Origin of the sequence: Georgenia sp. AZ-5 (assembly GCF_043952095.1) — a bacterium.
GTDB lineage: Bacteria > Actinomycetota > Actinomycetes > Actinomycetales > Actinomycetaceae > Georgenia.
In genome coordinates this window covers 3,662,500-3,680,415 of record NZ_JBINOU010000001.1, presented here as the reverse complement: position 1 = coordinate 3,680,415, position 17,916 = coordinate 3,662,500, and the positions used below count along the sequence as shown (strand labels likewise).

Genomic DNA, 17,916 nt, shown 5'->3' with positions numbered 1-17,916 from the left:
CATACCGCCACCGCGGCTGTTTTTGTCACCCAAGAAAGGGAAACCACCCCATGTTGATGAACGGCGCTGATCTGCTACAGGTCGCCGACAAGCACAACTTCGCCATTCCCGCCTTCAACATCAGCGACTGGGCGATGAGCCAGGGGATCTTCGAGATCGGCGAGGAGAAGGGAGCGCCCCTCATCATCGCCATCCACCCGGACGAGCTGCGCCACGTGGGCGTGGACTTCATGCCCGGGCTCATCCAGCGGGCTCACAGGTCCACCGTGCCGGTGGCGATCCACTTCGACCACGGCGCGAGCTTCGACCAGATGCTGCTCGCCATCCAGACCGGCTTCACCTCCGTGATGCTCGACGGTTCGATGCTCCCGTTCGAGCAGAACGTCGCCCTGACCAAGCAGGCCGTCGACGCGGCGCACGCCGTCGGCCTGTCCGTGGAGGGTGAGCTCGGCACGATCGGCAAGACGGACTCCGAGGCCGAGGAGGGCACCGCCTCGATCATCTACACCGACCCCGACGACGCGGTCCGCTTCGTCGAGCAGACCGGTGTGGACAGCCTCGCCATCGCCATCGGCACGTCCCACGGCATCTACCCGTCGTGGATGAAGCCCGAGCTCAAACTGGACCTCCTGCAGCAGATCAAGGCCAAGGTCGCGGTGCCGCTCGTGCTCCACGGCGGCTCCAACAACCCGGACCGTGAGATCGGGCAGGCCGTGAAGCTGGGGATCAACAAGATCAACATCTCCAGCGACATCAAGGTCGCCTACCACCAGAAGATGCGCGAGGTGCTGCGGGACGAGGGGCTCCGCGAGCCCAACTCCATCCAGCCCGCCTGCGTCGAGGCCATGAAGGTCACGGCCGCGCAGAAGATCGACCTCTTCGACGCGGCCGGGAAGGCGGACCTCTACCTGAGCCCGCGCCTGCTGGCCACCATGTGACGAGACGAGCGGCGCGACGATGAACGAGGAGATCGTTCTGGGTCTTGGCGGATGCCTCGACTACGAGATCAGCTGGGACCCCGCCGTGCTCGCAGACCTCGTCGAGCGGTACGGCATCAGCGCCGCTGAGCTCAGCACGTCGCTCGAGGTGTCCAGCGAACGCGACCTCGTCCGCTCGGTCCTGGGGTTCGTCCGCGACGGTGTCGGAGGAGAGCGGTCCGTCGCCTCCTCCGACATCGTCGAGGCGTTCGCCGCGCGGTTCCCCCGGCGGACCACACTGGGCGGGACGAACGTCAGGGCGGCGCTGGCGATGAGCCGGCTCGGGGTGCGCAGCACGCTCCACCTGGTGAGCATCGACGACCAGGTCCGGCAGATGCTGCCCGACGAGGTCTCCTATGTGTGCAGCGCCACGCGCGACACGGTCGACCCGCACCTCATCGTGCAGTTCCCGGCGGGTTCGCGGGTCCGGGCGGGAGACGTGGACATCGAGGCGCCCCACGCGAACCGCCTCATCTACGTCAACGACCCGCCCAACCGGGAGCTGGGCATCAGCCCGGAGCTGGGGAGCGTGCTGAGGTCGGCCGCGGTCTTCCTCGTCTCGGGCTTCAACTCCATGCAGGACGCCGGGACGCTGCGGACCCGGCTCGACGAGCTTCGTGAGCACATGCGCTCCCTTCCCGCGTGGGCGCAGGTCGTGTACGAGGACGCGGGATTCCACGTGCCCGGGATGAGCGACCTCGTCCGGGAGCGTCTGCTCGACCTCGTCGACGTGTACGGCATGAACGAGGACGAGCTACAGGCGTACGTCGGGCGCCGGGTGGACCTCCTCGACGCCGATGCCGTCGCGGTCGCCTCGGCGCAGCTGCGCGACGTCGTGCCCGCCAGGACCGTCGTGGTCCACACCAAGTACTGGTCATTGGCCCTGGGCGAGGGCGCGGAGGCCTACCGGGACGCTCTCGACAGAGGCATCGTCATGGCCAGCACCCGCTACGTCCACGGTGACGCCTTCACCATCGCGGACTACGAGCAGGTCGCTCGCCTCCCGCGTCATGGCGGCGGCGCCGCGTTCGCGCGGCAGCTCGAACGGCGGCTGCCGGGTCAGGCCTGCTGCGTGCCCGCCGTGATCCTCGAGACCCCCACGCCGACGACCATCGGCCTGGGCGACTCCTTCGTCGGCGGGTTCATCGCCGCTCTCGCCCGCACGCGGCAAGGTGCCGGAAGGGGAGTGGCGTGAGTGCCGCGGACCCGCGTCTCAGTGCCGAGGCGGAGTGGACGAGCTTGCTCGACGAGGGCATGGTCACTCTCCCCGAGGCCCTGGCGAGCATCGACGAGGCCGTTCGACCGAGCGGCGACCGCGTCCTCGTGCTCCGGCTGGCCGGCGGGCTGAGTCTCGACGTCCTCCTCGACCGCGGGCTCGACCTCGGCGCGGCATGGTGGGCCGGCGTGCCGCTCGCCTGGCGGTCGCCGCACCGCGTCGATCCTGGGCCCGGCCGTGGCTGGGAGGATCGCTTCCTCGGCGGCCTGCTGGCGACGTGCGGCCCGGACAACATCGGCCCGGCACGAGAAGGCTCCGGCCAGCACGGCACCCATCACCTGACGCCTGCCGCCGACGTGCGCTGGTGGCACGAGCGGACGGCGCACGGCATCGACGTCCACGTGCGCGGCGTGATCGGCCACACCCGGCTCTACGGCACGCGTCTGGTCGTCGAGCGGGAGGTCGTCACGGGGACCGGCCGGCCCTCCGTCGTCGTGAACGACATCGTGCGCAACGAGGGCGACGAGCCGAGAGGCGTGCCGCTGCTCTACCACATCAACGTCGGCGCGCCGATGCTCCGGCCTGGGTCACGGCTCCTGGTCGACGCCGATGAGCCGCTGCTGCGCGAACCGTGCCCCCCGGGGCGTGAGCCGCTCGTGGTGCCGCCGCCCGAGCGCGGCGCAGCGGCTGTGGTGGCCGAGCACCGGGTGCGCACCAGCGGGACGTCTGCCCGTGCCGTACTCACGGCGCCTGGAGGGAGCGGGCGGCTCGCCGTGGAGTGGGACGCCGCCGTCCTGCCGCGGCTGTTCACCTGGAACTGGCCTGCACGTGGCGCATGGGTGCTCGGGATAGAACCGGCGAGCGCGCCGATGTTCGGCCCGGAGCGGGACCAGCCCGGCGCCGGGGCCCCGGTGCTCGAACCCGGGCAGGAGTGGCGCACCGGGGTGCGCATCGGCGTGGAGACCGGGGTCGTGTCTCCGCTCGACGAGCGCGACACCTTGGCGGCACATAGGGACTGAGGGCCCGTCGTCGACGGCGCCCCCGACACACACGGAGGAATACCGCATGGGACCGCAGGTCCTGGACGCCAACCAGCCGGACCGCTTCTACCGAGGGGGCCGGCGAATAGCCGCCTTCCGCGGCGTGCCGGCGACCGATCGGAACGTTCCGGAGGACTGGGTCGCCTCGGCGACGACGTTGTTCGGCGAGGACGAGCTCGGGCTCTCCCGGCTGCCCGACGGCGAGCTGTTCCGCGACGCCGTCGGCCGCCACCCGGAGGCGTGGCTCGGGCCGGAGCACGTGTCCGTCTTCGGTGCGAACACCGCCCTGCTCGTGAAGCTCCTCGACGCCGGGCAGCGCCTGCCCGTCCACGCACACCCCGACGTGCCGTTCTCGGGCGAGCATCTCGGACTGGCCAACGGCAAGACCGAGGCGTGGGTCTTCCTCGAGCCGGCCACCGTCCACCTGGCGTTCTCGCGCGAGGTGAGCGAAGAGGAGCTGGCCCGCTGGGTGGAGGAGCAGGACGTGAGCGCCATGCTCGGTGCGATGCACACGCTGCGGGTGGATCCGGGGGACGCGGTGCTGGTGCCCGCCGGCATGCCGCACGCGATCGGGGAGGGTGCGTTCCTCGTCGAGCTTCAGGAGCCGACCGACCTGTCCATTCTCATGGAGTGGACCGGCTTCGACATCGACGGTGCAGAGCTGGGGCACCTCGGCCTCGGCTTCGACATGGCGCTCCGGGCCGTGGACCGGCGGGGCTGGTCCGTGGAGCAGGTGGAGACCCTTCGAGGTGCACGGGCGGACGACATCGGTGACTTGCTCCCGGAGGCGGCGCAATTCTTCCGGGTGGAGCGCACGCGGGGTGCGGCGCGCTGGGACGCTGAGTTCGCCGTCCTCGTCGTCGTCGCCGGGGATGGGCGGCTCGTCACGGAGGCCGGTGGCGACCTGCCGGTGCGTGCCGGTCAGACGCTCGTCATCCCGTTCGGGGCAGGTCGGTGCGAGCTGGAGGGGGACCTGCTCGAGGTACTCCGGTGCCGTCCGCCGGCTGCGTCGTGAGGCGCGGAACCGGGTCACGCTCCCGCGTCGGCTCTGAACTGTCTTAGCTCGCCTTTGCCGACTGGAGGCGTAGGCGGGCGGGTGAAGGCCGACGCGGCCGGTCACCCGGCGCAGCCCGGGGCTTTCGTGGCGGGCCCTGCACGGCGAAGCCGCGGTAGACCAGCATGGCCGTCAGCCGATGTGCCGTTGACTGCCCACATTGAGGCGGTCGCGACGTCCGCCAGGCGTAGCTCGGGCTCATGCTTGAAGAGGCCAGTGCCCGGAGGGCCCGATCGACCCCTTCGGTAAGCCCTTCCGTGACATGCCCACGACACGCCGGTGCTGAGTCGCGGCTGTCTTGCCGTATCCGCCATGATTACGGGCAGCGCACAGGCGAAAAGGCGGAGGATCATGCACGAGGCAGATGTGCTCGACAAGGTGGGGCTGGACGCGGAGTACGACGTCGAGTGACCGGCGCAGCGGTGGCAGTGCCGCCGCTGCGCCGCTGTCAACTGTCCGACCCGTCGCACCACCCGATACAAGGAACAGCCGACATGGCCTCCGCAACGCGCCCCCGCATTTCTCGACGCGGTGCCCACCTCATGGGCGTCGCGGCTGCGGCTTCGCTGATGCTGAGTGCGTGTGCGGCTGAGGAGCCCCAGGCCGACGACGGCACCGCCAACCCGTCCACATCAACCAGCGACGAGCAGACGACGGACGACGCCGATGGGGCAGCCGGATCGGGAGAGGCGGCGGGTGGGGAGGGCGACGCGTCCGGTGGCGCCTCGCCGGCTACGCAGATCGACTGGCAGTATCCCGAGATTGGGGGATACGAGCTGGACGAGGAGACGACCGAACCAGGGGTCATTCAGCTGGTCGACGACGCGAACGCTTGCCTCTTCCAGCTCACGGCGGTGGCCCTTCCGGCCCTCGCCGCGAGCGACCGGGAGAGTACCGAGGCTTCCCTGGAGGAGAGCGTCAACTCCCTCGACGACGCCGACGAGAACGGCCGCGAGAGCTTCACCGTCAGCGGCGCGGCGGGAGACGTCCAAGCGCTCCAGGCCGATGTCAGCGCCTCCATCGGTGAGCGGCCAGCGGATGTCCGGATCCTGATGCGCGCCTCCGCGGCCGACCAGGCACTGGTCGGCATCATGCACGTCTGTCCCGCCGGAGTGCTCGAAGATGACGTCTGGGAGCGGTTCCTCGAGGACGTGGAAGTCCAAGGGCTCACGGCCACGGACTTCGCCCCGCCCAGCGACTGACCCGCATCGAAGGCACTCGGGCGGGTAGAGACCGATGGGGCTCTACCCGCTGTCGTGGATGGAGAAGCCGCGCCCTAACGTGCGCCGGCCGCAGCCAGAGAGCGCCGGACGGGCTCGTCGGCGGTCGCGGCGTCGAAGTCGGGGAGACGGCTCCCGAGCCCGAGCAACTGCTCGATGGCGGCCACCGTGCGGGCGGCGGCGTGGCCGTCGCCGTACGGGTTCACGGCGTTGGCCATGGTGTCGTAGATCTCGTCGTCGGTGGCGAGCGCCGTAACCGCGCTGACGATGCGCTCCTCGTCGGTGCCGATGAGGTGCACCGTGCCGGCGTCGACGGCCTCGGGACGCTCGGTGTTCTCCCGCATGACGAGCACCGGCTTGCCCAGGCTCGGCGCCTCCTCCTGCACGCCGCCGGAGTCGGTGAGCACGATGCGCGCGGCGCCGAGCACGCGCGTGAACTCGCCGTACGGCAGCGGCTCGGTGGTGAGGACGTTGTCGAGGCCGGCCAGCGCGGGCAGGATCGCCTCGCGCACCACCGGGTTGCGGTGCGCCGGCAGGACGACGAGATAGTCGGGAAACCGGCGGGCCAGGCGCCGCAGCGCGCGTCCCACGCCCTCCATCGCGCCGCCCCAGTTCTCGCGGCGATGCGCCGTCACGAGCAGGATGGGCCGCTCGTCCTCGACCGCGGCGGCGAGGTGCGGATCGGCGATCTCGACGTGCTGCTCGACGGTGTGCAGCAGCGCGTCGATCACCGTGTTGCCGGTGACCGCGATGGTCGCCGGGGCGACGCTCTCCCGGACGAGGTTCTCCTTCGACCGCGAGGTCGGCGCGAGGTGCAGGGACGCCACCTGGGAGGTCAGCTTGCGGTTCGCCTCCTCCGGGAAGGGGGAGTGGATGTTCCCGCTGCGCAGGCCCGCCTCCAGGTGCACCACCGGGATCTGGCGGTAGAACGCGGCGACGGAGGCGGCGGCGACGGTGGAGGTGTCGCCCTGGACGACCAGCGCGTCGGGCCGGACCTCGTCGAGCACGGGGTCGAGCCGGCCGAAGACCTTCGCCATAAGCGCGTTCAGCGCCTGGCCAGGCGCGAAGACGTCGAGATCCCGGTCAGGGGTGATGCCGAAGATCTGGTTGACCTGGTCAAGCATCTCCCGGTGCTGCCCGGTCACCACGGTCACCGACTCCATGGCGGACGCCTCGAGGGCCTTGATGACGGGTGCGACCTTGATGGCCTCGGGGCGCGTGCCGTAGACGGTCATGATGCGCGGGGTCATGGGCGTCCTCACGATGGGGGAGCTGAGCGCAGGCGGGAAACGCCGCGTCGGCTCAAGGGGGTCCACGGCGCACATTACCGGTATCGGTCGTCAATTTTCCATATCGTACGTCGACTCGAGGGAGAGACCACATGTAGCGAGCCGATGGTCGCCGCGGCCGCCCAGGCGGCGGCGGGAAAGCTCTCCGCCTTCTCCCGGTCAGAGGCACCGCTCAGCGCCTCGCCCTCGTTGCCGGGGAATCATCCCCGGGTATGCGGGGCGCTCACTCTTCGACCCGGCCACCGGAGAGCACGCGGTGCACCGCAACGTCGTCCCCGACCAGAGCGTCACGGCCCTCGCGTACCGCGACGGCCGCGTCTACGGCGGCACCAGCATCCACGGCGGACTTTCCTCCACACCCACCCAGACCGGGGCGCAGCTGTTTGTCTGGGACACGCGGGCCAACTGGCTCGTCACGCGCTCCGTCCCGGTGCCGGGGGGCGAAGGTGGTCCACGCCCTGGCGTCGGCGCCGCAGGCCGGCGGTGGGGCTTCACCAACAACAGCGTCTTCTTCGAATACGACGTGCTCACGAACGAGATCGTCCGGCAGGTGCCGCCGGTCGTGCGCGCGGGCAACCCCCTCGGCCAGGGCAGCGAGCTCCACCTGCACCCGGGCGGCGACCTCTACGGCAACGCGGACGGGCGACTCTTCCGCTTCTCGCCCCGTACCGTCAGCGTGACCACGGTGCTCGAAGCCGGCGCACTCAAGTCGACGATGGACGCCACGGCACCGTCTACTTCGCAGACAGGACGAGGATCTTCCGGTACGTCCCGTCGTCCCGGGCCGTCGGATCAGGGCACCACCGGCGCGCCGTCATTCGAGCGGCCCTGCTCGCGCGGCGCGACCACGACCTCGCCGACTGCCATTCCCGAGGGCGCCGGCTGCGGCTCGGGTGCCGGCGCCGGCGTCGGCGGAGGGGATGAGTCGCTCGGAGGGATGACGACGGGCACATCCAGCTCGACCCCGGGCTCCGGGGTCGTAGGGGCCGGCGGCGGGGGTGCGGGAGCTGGAGGTGGCGCCGGCTCAGGCTGCGCGGGGGGCGGTGCTGGTGACGCCGGAGTGGCGGGAGTCGCCGGAGCCGCGGGAGCCGCCGGCGTCTCCCGTGGCGGACGGGCAGCGGGCTGGCGCCGTGCGCGCGGCACGACGACGTCCTGCGCGCCCGGCACGTCGGCGACGACGTCGTTCGGCGCTGTCACGGTGGGCAGCTCGGGCGCTGCGGTTCCGGCCTCCTCGAGCCGAGACAGGACGGTCTCCGCGTTCACGATCCGCGCGACGATGTCGGCGGCGTCGTCACGCATGATGGCGCTGTCGAGGTCATCCAACGCCTGCGTCAGGGTGTGCACGAGGTCCTCCGGCACCCGCCCCTCGACGCCGGCGAGGAATTCCCGCGCAGAGGCGGACCAGCCCCGGGCGTCCTCGCGCAGCGCCTCCAGCTCGTCCTTCTCTGCTGCGACCAAGGCGACCTCGTGCTGGTCCCACGCCGCCCGGCTCGCCTGCATGGACGCCGTCAGGGCCGTCTCCCCAGCAACGTCCACGAACGCATCGATCTCGCTGCCCGTGAGTGGACGGGTGGTCAGCGGCTGGCAGCCGGCGAGCACGGCGGCCGCGACGAGGGCCGTCGCGGCGGCCCGGTGGCCGGACGTCTTGATCATGTCGTACCGCCCGTGTTCGTTGTCACCTCGTGGACGCGGTGGATTTCGGCCGCGTAACGCACCATTATGATCGCCCGGGGGCATGACCATGTACAGGCGCCGCGCGTGGCGCCGATCGCGACGTGCGGCGTCGGAGATTCTCGGGAGTGGTGGGTGGCACAGTCGGAAGCGGGAAATCCGCTAAGTGAGGACCAGGTGCAGCAGGCGCGACGTCGGCCTAAGCGGTCGCGCGGCACGCGCACCGCGCTGGTCGTCACGCTCGGCATCGTGCTGCTGCTCGTGGCGGGCGTCGCGGGGGCCGCACTCTTCGTCCAGAGCCGGATCAACGCCGGGATCGAGCGCATCGACGACCCCTTCGCCGGCCTGACGGACCGACCGGCGCACCCGGAGCCCACGGCCGCGGGCGACGAGCAGCCGGTCAACATCCTGATCCTCGGCTCCGACTCGCGCATCTCTGCGGGCGATCCCTCTCAGTGGCAGGCGGGTGCGCAGCGCACCGACGCGATCATGATCGCCCAGGTCTCCGGTGACCGGCAGAACGCGTTCGTCATGTCCATCCCGCGCGACTCGTGGGTGGACGTGCCCGGGCACGGCATGAACAAGATCAACGCCGCCTTCTCCTTCGGCGGTCCCACGCTCATGATCCAGACGGTCGAGCAGCTCACCGGCATCCCCATCGACCACTTCGCGATCGCCGACTTCGAGTCCTTCGCCACCCTCACCGACGAGCTCGGCGGGGTCGAGATCACCCTGCCCAACGGGATGGACTCCGGCGGCGTCGTCCTCGAGCCGGGCACGCACCTGCTCGACGGCGAGCAGGCGCTCGCCTACGCCCGTCAGCGCTACGACGTGCCCGGCGGGGACTTCGGCCGCGTCCAGCGGCAGCAGAACTGGATCCGGGGCATCATGCAGGCGGCCTTCCGGGAGGACGTCCTCACCGACCCGGGCCGGCTGATGAGCTTCCTGCAGTCCGTCACCCGCACGGTGGCCGTGGACGACGGTTTCACCATCGGCGATATGACTAGCCTCGCGCTGTCGATGCGGGACATCCGGCCGCCGGACGTGACCTTCATGACCGCGCCGAACGCCGGCACCGGCCGCAGCCCTGACGGCGCCCAGTCCATCGTGCTGCTTGACGACGCCCGGTTCGGTGCGCTGTCCAACGCCTTCGCCGCGGACAACGTCGCCAACTACCTGGAGGTCAACCCTGGGGCTGTGGCAACTTTGGGCGAGGACGTCAACTGACATGCCGTCCGTCAAGGACCTCCGCACGGCCCTCTGGCACCTGCGCAAGGGAGGCCTGGCGCAGCTGCGCAGCCACCAGCGGCGGGAACGCGCGATGCGCGGGATGCCGGGTGTGGACGGCGAGCTGAGGGACAAGAAGGGGCGGCTCACCTTCGCGCCGTGGCCGTTGCCCGATCGCGAGCCACGCCGGCCCGGGTTACGCGTCGCCGTGATCCTCGACGACTTCTCCCGACTTGCGTTCCGCTACGAGTGGCAGCAGGTCGAGGTGACGCCGTCCGGCTGGCGGGAGACGCTCAACGCAGAGCCGGTTGACCTGCTTTTTGTGGAGTCCGCGTGGCATGGTAATGGGGACGCCTGGCAGTACCACCTCACTGGGACATCGGCGCCGCGTCCGGCGCTCGTCGAACTTGTGTCCTGGTGCCGTGACCGCGGGATTCCTACGGTCTTCTGGAACAAGGAAGACCCGGTGCACTACGCCGACTTCCTGGATGTGGCCCGGCTCTTCGACCACGTTTTCACGACCGACTCGGACCGCCTAGATGACTACCGTCGGGATCTCGGGCACGACCGCGTCGGCACACTGAGTTTTGCCGCCCAGCAGAGCATCCACAATCCCGCTCGCCCCTCCCGCGGCCATCAGAGCCGCGACATCGCATTCGCGGGTATGTATTTCGCGCACAAGTACCCTGAGCGGCGCGAGCAGATGGACCTGCTCCTCGGCGCCGCAAATGCGGTCAGCGGGCGCATGAACCACGGCCTGGAGATTTTCTCCCGGTACCTCGGCGGGGACGAGCGCTACCAGTTCCCCGAGCCGTTCGGCAGGCGGGTGGTAGGTTCGCTCGATTACCCGCGGATGCTCAGCGCCTACCGCGCCTACAAGGTCTTCCTCAACGTGAATTCCGTGGTCGGTTCCCCAAGCATGTGCGCGCGGCGGATCTTCGAGATCACGGCTAGCGGCACGCCGGTGGTGTCGGCACAGAGTCCTGCGATCGACAATTTCTTCGACAAAGACACGGTCGCCCAGGTGTCGGACCCTCAGGAGACTCAGCTAACACTCCGCGCGCTTGTGCGCAACCCGGAAGCGCGGGACCGCATGGTGCACCTGGGGCAGAGACGGATTTGGTCGGAGCACACGTACACGAAGCGCGTGGACCAGGTGCTCCTCGTCAGCGGGATCAAGGCAATGACCGATGTGCGGCCGAGCATCTCAGTTTTGGTCTCTACCAACCGTCCGCACCAGCTCGACCACGTACTGACCACGGTCGCAGCCCAAGTGGAGGTGGCCCCTCAGTTGCTTGTCCTTGCTCACGGTTTCGCTCCTGACGTCGCGCGGGTGCGTGCACAGGCGGTCGACTTAGGGATTGCCGACTTTAGATTGCTCGAGGGTGGTGCCGAACTCACGCTGGGGAACTGCCTGAACCGGCTGGTGGACGCCGCGGACGGGGAAGTCGTGACGAAGATGGATGACGACGACCTCTACGGGCCGCACTACCTCTCCGACCAGATCTATGCGATGGATTACTCAGGGGCCGATGTCGTGGGGAAGCATGCCCATTACATGTACCTAGGGGAACGCAACGCCACGGTCCTGCGCTTCCCCGAGAGGGAGCACCGCTACACGGACTTGGTCATGGGCCCGACGCTTATGGCTCATCGTGAAGTGCTGCGCGAGCACCGATTCCCAGATGCCACGCGCGGGGAGGACACCGGATTTCTTCGCGCTGTCGTGCTGGACGGCGGGACGGTGTACTCCTCAGACCGATTCAACTTCATGCAGATACGCGGGGGTGGGGTGTTGCGCCGCCACCAGCACACATGGGAGGCAACCGACTCAGAGCTCTTGGCGAATGCCGATCTGAAATTCTATGGGCAAAGCCTCTCGCACGTAATGATCTAATGAGCGGCACCGCGCTCTCGGCCCGGTACGTCGGGCGGGCGGGTCGGCCGTGAATCTCGAGGAACCACTCGTGCTCCGACCGGCCGGTTGGACTTCCTCGGCGGCGACGGCCCCGAAATGTGTCTCGCCTGTAAGAGCCGTGTCGGATCACGGGTCGCCACGGCCGAGAACTCCCCCGGCCAGCTACCGATGCTTGACCGCGTGATCGAGCTTTCTCACAGTAGGTGTTACCGGTGCGCCGGCGGCCCAGGAGGACGACGTTCTGAGTTCGCGGCCCCGTTCAGGTCGCGCGTGAGGCCGCGGCGTGGGACGAAGTTGGAGTCCTCCGGTGATTTCCGGAGCGGAAGCCTCGCGGCGCGGATGCGCCCTTCGCAGGCGTGGGGGTCCAAGGGCAGCGACCTCGCGCTTCCAGCAGGTGACGAGGCGTTGGTGCCAGAGGCAGAGTTCGTGACGCGCTGGATCTGGTGATTGAGACGGGAGTACCACCGGGGCTTCCCAGAGGTGTTTAACGCCAACCACGCCTCGGAGGTCCTCGTTTCCCACCGTAACGCCCGCCTGACCCTGCACGGCGGCAAGCTCCTTGTGCGCCGGGTGATCGAGGATGCAAGCCCGTCGCCCACGTCGCCAAGGAGCTCGGCGTCTCGCGCCAGTGCGCCCACCGGTGGGTGCGCCGCTACCGCGCCGAGGGCGAGGCCGGCCTGGTCGGCCGGCCCAGGCGGCCATGCTCGTGCCCGCACCGGACCCCGGCCCGGGTCGAGGAGACCGTGCTGGCTGCGCGGCGCGAGCGCAGGTGCGGGCCCCAGGGCACAGTGCGCTGACGAGGTACCCGCCCGGACGCTCTCGCGGATCCTGGCCCGCCACGGCGCCCCGCCCCTGGCGGCGTTGGACCCGGTCACCAGCGCGGTCATCCGGGCCACGCGGCTCGGGTGAGCGCTACGAGCGCGCCCGGCCCGGGGAGCTCGTCCACATCGACGTCAAGAAGCTCGGGCGCATCCCCGACGGCGGCGGGTGGCGGGCCCTGGGGCGCGAGGCGACCGCGGCGCGCAAGCACAAGGAGGGCAAGACCGGTTTCGACTACGTCCACGCCCTGGTCGATGACTACTCCCGGCTCGGCTACGCCGAGATCCTGCCCAACGAGAAGGGCAGCACCTGCGCCGCCTTCCTGCGGCGGGCCGCGGCGTTCTTAGCACCTGCGCCGCCTTCCTGCGGCGGGCCGCGGCGTTCTTCGCCGCCCACGGCATCGACCGCATCGAGCGGGTGCTCTCGGAGAATGCCTTCGCCTGCCGCCACTCCGTCGCCTTCCGCGACGCCGTCGCCGCGCTGGGCGCGCAGCAGCGGTTCATCAAGCCGCACTGCCCGTGGACCAACGGCAAGGTCGAGCGGTTTAACCGCACTCTGCAAAGCGAGTGGGCCTACGCCCGCCCCTACACTTCCAACGCCCAGCGCGCCGCGGCCCTTGACCCCTGGCTCGAGCACTACAACACTCAACGCCGCCACAGCGCCCTGGACGGCCAGCCCCCAATCAGCCGACTGTCACCAACGCCATGACCGAGTCCAGCTAGTGTCCGCAGCACCGCGACGCGCGAGATGCCCAACCTGCCTGAAATGTTGGCAGCGGCTCGTGCGGCGGTTTCAATCTGGCGCTCCGGGACCGAGTCGACTGCGTGCGTGGCTCTCGCGCAGACAACCTAACAACAGCGTGACTTGAGACTTCCATGCCTCGCCAATCGGGGTTATTCGCGCGGGAGAAGCTTCATTCTCTGATCTCATTAGCGGCAAGCACTCTCTTGGCATGCTCATACCCGCTATCTGCCAATTTTCGCAGCGTATCCAACGCCGAGAGATCCCCCATTGCTAGCCGTACCTCGGCGGCCCGCGACGAGTGCCAAGGATTACCGTTAGCACGAGATTCGTGAAATCGAAGGGCGGCCGCATCAAACTCGCGCAAGCGCTCGAGTCCTTTGATTAAAGGAGTGCCGCGACGGAGCAAGTGTTGGATACTGAACGCGCGACTACCGTCTCCGTTCAGATACCCGATCAGGTTGGCGGCGATGGAAAAGATAACACCTGCGGAATCCGAGGGAATGCTCTTCACGATCGTAGAGGCGTAGCGTGTGTCCCCCTGGGGTGCGCCCGCGGAGATCCTGCGGAGCAGGGAATGTTCCATGTGGATCGTCTCCCCCCCGGTGAGAGAGGACCGGAATTCCGGCATATCAACGTTGAAACCGGAGAGCGCTCCAATTTCGCCACCGGCCATGGCCTCGTCAAGAGCTTTGAGGACGCGAGAACTGTATCGCAGCATTCCTACGTCGTCGGGGCCCGATGCGAAGGTGAACTCGCCGAAAACAGGGCCGTCCGGGCCGTCGTAGCAATCAATACGCACAAAACGCGTGTCCAAGGTGCCCGATAATTCCGACGCCATCTTCAACATGGCGCCGGCGTATTTCGGCATCACGTGGTGTTCGAGCAGCCAACGATCTGGATTTGTGGTGTAGTCAACCCCGGGTTGCAGCGGAATGAAAGCTCCATCGAATACGGCGACCCTAGGGGGGTACACGTTCCGGTCAATCTGGACGACATGACTCACTCGTCCCCGGAACGTGTAGATTTTGTAGTCAAAGGGAAGAGCGCGACCTGCCACGGGAGAGGCGAGGCACTCTTCAGTTAGCCAGTAATCGGGCTCGGGACCAACAGCCTTGACATCGCTAGCATCTAATTCGTTGAGGCTGAAGAGGTCGAGGTAGCGCTCGTTGCCTAACTTCTCGAGGACATAGACGCCCATTGTCGAGTGCCGGTTCGGTTGCTTCACGACGAAGCGGTCACCTAGCGTCTCACCAATGGACAAAGCCTGGGCCGGCGTGGTAGTCCGTTCGCGCTTCGGAACTAGATGTCCTACTCCCTCTACGTACTTGTAGGCGGTGTCCTTATCGTCGAGCTCCCATGGAACGAAATCGATGTGAGGCGAATTGTTCTGGTTGAACCGTGCTCGCATCAGCTGCAAGTATGTCCCTTGAGTGTCCACGGTGGAAGCCTATCCTAACGAGCGCCTTCCTCGGTCAGGCGTCGACGAGCGCGCCCCGCGCATCGCGTGGACGGTGACGGGGTCATGGATCGCCTATACTATGACAGGCTCCGCCCTTAGTAACCTTCAAGGAAGGTTGGGGCTCGCTCGTGGAGGGTTGCACAGCGCAAGCCTTTGCGCATCTAGAGGCGTTGTTCAGTCTAGTTACGCCAGTACAGCGGTCATTGTGCTGGTTAAGATCACGCTTCGCGACGTCCATCGTCCCAAGGAAAGATTCGATTGTGGCGGGGCACCGACCCGTTCTCGTCCTGTGGTTCGTCGGAGGGGGCGCGCTGCGAAGTGGAGTTATTGAGGTGGAAGTGGAGTAATGGTCGCGGCGGGTAGTGCTATAAAAGGGTATGTCGATGGTATTTCCGCGGACCGGACGCGCATCTGGGGGTGGGTTGAAGCGCGTCTTGTGGAGGGAGCCCCCACCGTCCGAGGCTTCGTGCGTGGCGTTGGCAGTGGCGTTACGGAGCTAGGCGCTGAGCGCAACGACGTCTCCGCAGTGCTGAATCTGGACAACCGTTCCTTCGTGATCGCGTTCGAACGCCCGCTAGAGCCGACGGACGTCTTGTTCGGAAACCTTGTTGTCGAGGCAAGGCTCGGAGACATTTCGTCCGATCTACCGTTCTCTCTGGGATTCAAGAGAGCGGAATTAGATGCAGTCGCGGCTGGCGTACCTGAAGCGGTCCGTGAAACACCTCGCCTTGGATCGGAAGGTTCTCCCCGCGAGGTCAACAGCATTCGGCCGACATCTGCCCAAGAGATGTCGCCGATCTACTGCTCCGTAGGTTTGACATCGAGTGACGGCAGCGCGCAGCTGGGTTACGACGGGCACCTTTTTCTTACCGAAGGCTCAAACAGGCTCTCCCAACTATATCGAGAGCCTGTCAGTGCCTCAGAGAAGCGCACCGTCGAAAGCACTGCTCAGGATTGGCGGCGTCTGGTGAAACGACGCAAGCGTAATCTGGGGCGAAGAGGTACTCACTTATCTCAGATCATTATCCCTGAGAAACTTACGGCGATGCGTCAGGTGGCACCGGTTCCGATAAGCGGGCCGACACCATTACTTAGGCGTGTTGAGGAGTTGCTTAGAAATGAACCCGGCTACGTAAGCGGGCTAAAGATTTTCGAGGGCTGGCAGGGTGCGGAGCCGCCGTGGCAGCGCGTCGACTCACACTGCTCACCTTCCGGTGCCCTCGCTATCACCAAAAGATTGCTCGAGTCTATGCCCGGTTGTGATAGTACTATGTTGGACGACGTTAGCCTCGTCCGCCGAACTGTGCATACGGGTGATCTTGCTGAGCGCTTTTTCGGTATTTCGCTCTGGGATGAACATGTCGGACCGGATCCCGGAAGTTTCGGATCGGCCGGATCTGCCATAAACTTGGTCTATTCGCATAATACTCAAAGGAGGTTCGCGGGGAACCATAGGATTTGGGAGAACCCTAGGGCGCCTATAGATAAGAGGGTAGTCGTCTTTGGGAATTCATTTTTCGGCACCGGCACCGACCTATCGGCAAAACTAAGTTGGTGGTTCGCGCGACTCTTCACAGAGTATCATTTCCGTTGGGAACCCGATATCGACTACGCGTATGTTGACACGGTGAAGCCTGATTATGTTGTATGCCAAACTGTTGAACGATTCATCCATCGATGCCCTAGCGAGTGAGCGGTAAGTGGGTTCCCCGATAGTCTGGGGTAACAAAGGGGAATCTGGGGCGACGGTCCGAGGCAGATTGTAGGCGACACTTCAACGCATTGCTGGGGTACCCATCTAGATTACGGGAGGGTGCCGCGGTCGATTCGACGCATGGCAAGCGCGGCGGCGTGCACCACATTACTGTTTGCGGGCCGCCGGCTCCTTCTACGGCGGTGTCAGGATCGGCGCCTAGTCATACTCTCCTATCTTAGAGCTAGGTGGAACCCTCGGACGTAGGCGACCGGCGTAGCGAAGGTGTGGGAAGGTATGCGCGGTTCTGGAGGCTATGTTGGCGGAAGGTCAGTGGAGTGCAGGGGTACGTGGAAGGGATCACGGATGACCGCATGCAGGTTTGGGGTTGGGCGAAACTGGCGAAGGAAGGGAGTCGTCCAGAACTTCTTGCCAGGCTTGACCACGGACGCGTTGGGTCATTCACCTTCGGGCCTTCACGCAAGGACGTAGAGGAGGTAGCGCGCCTCGGCACCTGCACCTTCGTGCTTGCTCTTCGTGAGCCACTGCCCGAGCTAGCACTACTGTCAGGTGACTTCGAGATTGTGCTACTGGAGAATGGGGGCGAGACGCTTCTTCCTCTCTCCGCGAATTGTGTGGGACGGGAACGTCACCGGCTGATCGACAAAGTCGCTTCGATGACGCCGGGACAGCGGGAAGCCGCAGATGGCCCCGCACAATTCATAACCGCTCCGGCGGGGCTTGCAGGTGACGGAGCCACTATCGGAGATCTCATGGGCCTAGAGGCTCGTGTTAATAGAGCAATCGCAGATGTGCCCGACCAAGTGGCCAAGGCCATGAAACGCGCTCTTGATCGAGCAGTGCATCAGCTGATCGTTGAGGGAATCCGCCAGACACGTCAGGTCGAGTCTCTGCTACAGCTTGTGAAGCGCGTTCCCTCCGGCGCGCCACTCATGCCAACGACAGGCGGATTCGCCGTTGACGCGCGGTCCTTGCTCCACCTAATCGCCACCGTTGAGGAGTATCGGCCCGCTAAGGTACTCGAGTTAGGCAGCGGGACCTCGACAATCTGGTTGGGTCACATACTCAAGGAGTACGACGCGCGCTTGATCAGCGTCGACCATGACGAGAAGTACTTCGGGCTTACACGCGCTGAGGTCGAGCGGCACCATCTCGAGGACACTGTTGAACTAAGGTATGCACCCCTAACCCAGATCGTTGTCCGTGGTGAGGAATACGGGTGGTACGACCCTAGTCAGTTGGCCGACCTCGAAGGTGTCGGCTTGGTCATCGTCGACGGGCCGCCCGCCGAGACGTCTCGACATGTGCGTTATCCCGCCTTGGACCTGGTCCGTGGTCACCTGGTTAACGGTGCTTTGGTGCTGCTCCACGACGCGGACCGTCAGCCTGAGCAGGAGATTGTCGCCCGCTGGATGAGCGAGGACCCCGGGCTGTTGCCAATGGACGAGGGAATCAGCAATTTCGCGGTCTTCCGTCACGAGGATTCTGTCGGGGGCCAGGCGGGAGGCGCCCAAAGTTGATGTTCTGTGCCGATTCTGGTCTGATTGCAGCCAGGCGCTCGTTTTCCC

11 protein-coding genes and 1 pseudogene are annotated in these 17,916 nt (G+C 66.7%); 9 read left to right on the top strand and 3 right to left on the bottom strand.

The annotated features are described in order from the left end of the window. Positions 1 to 56: 56 nt before the first annotated feature. The 5 genes from ACF0H8_RS17095 to ACF0H8_RS17075 all read left to right on the top strand — a co-directional run bounded on the left by ACF0H8_RS17095 (position 57) and on the right by ACF0H8_RS17075 (position 5,489). A complete protein-coding gene (locus ACF0H8_RS17095; RefSeq protein WP_395290079.1) occupies positions 57 to 938 on the top strand; it encodes a ketose-bisphosphate aldolase in 882 nt (293 codons plus the stop codon). Between the two features lie 19 nt (positions 939 to 957). Next, positions 958 to 2,172 (top strand): ADP-dependent glucokinase/phosphofructokinase, encoded by a 1,215-nt coding sequence (locus tag ACF0H8_RS17090; RefSeq protein WP_395290078.1) that lies wholly within the window; start codon positions 958 to 960, stop codon positions 2,170 to 2,172. Further along, on the top strand, positions 2,169 to 3,212 hold the full coding sequence (locus ACF0H8_RS17085) for a DUF4432 family protein (RefSeq protein ID WP_395290077.1): 1,044 nt from the start codon (positions 2,169 to 2,171) through the stop codon (positions 3,210 to 3,212). Before ACF0H8_RS17090 ends, ACF0H8_RS17085 begins: the two co-directional genes overlap by 4 nt. 46 nt (positions 3,213 to 3,258) lie before the next feature. Further along, entirely contained in the window at positions 3,259 to 4,248 is a 990-nt protein-coding gene (locus ACF0H8_RS17080; RefSeq protein WP_395290076.1) for a class I mannose-6-phosphate isomerase, read from the top strand. A gap of 533 nt (positions 4,249 to 4,781) precedes the next feature. Further along, positions 4,782 to 5,489 (top strand): hypothetical protein, encoded by a 708-nt coding sequence (locus tag ACF0H8_RS17075; RefSeq protein WP_395290075.1) that lies wholly within the window; start codon positions 4,782 to 4,784, stop codon positions 5,487 to 5,489. A 74-nt stretch (positions 5,490 to 5,563) separates the two neighbouring features. On the opposite strand, the gene wecB is transcribed toward ACF0H8_RS17075, so the two are convergent. Both wecB and ACF0H8_RS17065 read right to left on the bottom strand, forming a co-directional pair. Then, positions 5,564 to 6,757: a non-hydrolyzing UDP-N-acetylglucosamine 2-epimerase gene (wecB, locus tag ACF0H8_RS17070; protein ID WP_395290074.1), complete on the bottom strand. Its 1,194-nt coding sequence runs from the start codon at positions 6,755 to 6,757 to the stop codon at positions 5,564 to 5,566. Between the two features lie 831 nt (positions 6,758 to 7,588). After that, the gene (locus tag ACF0H8_RS17065; protein WP_395290073.1) at positions 7,589 to 8,449 is read right to left on the bottom strand and encodes a hypothetical protein; all 861 of its coding nucleotides are present in this window, start codon (positions 8,447 to 8,449) and stop codon (positions 7,589 to 7,591) included. A gap of 153 nt (positions 8,450 to 8,602) precedes the next feature. Between ACF0H8_RS17065 and ACF0H8_RS17060 the strand changes: the two genes are divergently transcribed. The 3 genes and pseudogenes from ACF0H8_RS17060 to ACF0H8_RS17050 all read left to right on the top strand — a co-directional run bounded on the left by ACF0H8_RS17060 (position 8,603) and on the right by ACF0H8_RS17050 (position 13,139). Then, positions 8,603 to 9,694 (top strand): LCP family protein, encoded by a 1,092-nt coding sequence (locus ACF0H8_RS17060; protein WP_395290072.1) that lies wholly within the window; start codon positions 8,603 to 8,605, stop codon positions 9,692 to 9,694. 1 nt (position 9,695) lies between these two features. Further along, positions 9,696 to 11,591, top strand: a complete 1,896-nt coding sequence (locus tag ACF0H8_RS17055; protein WP_395290071.1) for a glycosyltransferase — start codon at positions 9,696 to 9,698, stop codon at positions 11,589 to 11,591. A gap of 501 nt (positions 11,592 to 12,092) precedes the next feature. Continuing rightward, positions 12,093 to 13,139: pseudogene (locus tag ACF0H8_RS17050) on the top strand (IS481 family transposase). A gap of 205 nt (positions 13,140 to 13,344) precedes the next feature. Here ACF0H8_RS17050 and ACF0H8_RS17045 read toward each other — a convergent pair. Beyond that, positions 13,345 to 14,613: an ATP-grasp fold amidoligase family protein gene (locus ACF0H8_RS17045; RefSeq protein ID WP_395290070.1), complete on the bottom strand. Its 1,269-nt coding sequence runs from the start codon at positions 14,611 to 14,613 to the stop codon at positions 13,345 to 13,347. Positions 14,614 to 16,665: 2,052 nt separating this feature from the next. On the opposite strand from ACF0H8_RS17045, the gene ACF0H8_RS17040 reads away from it, so the two are divergent. Then, positions 16,666 to 17,868: an O-methyltransferase gene (locus ACF0H8_RS17040; protein ID WP_395290069.1), complete on the top strand. Its 1,203-nt coding sequence runs from the start codon at positions 16,666 to 16,668 to the stop codon at positions 17,866 to 17,868. Positions 17,869 to 17,916: the final 48 nt, after the last annotated feature.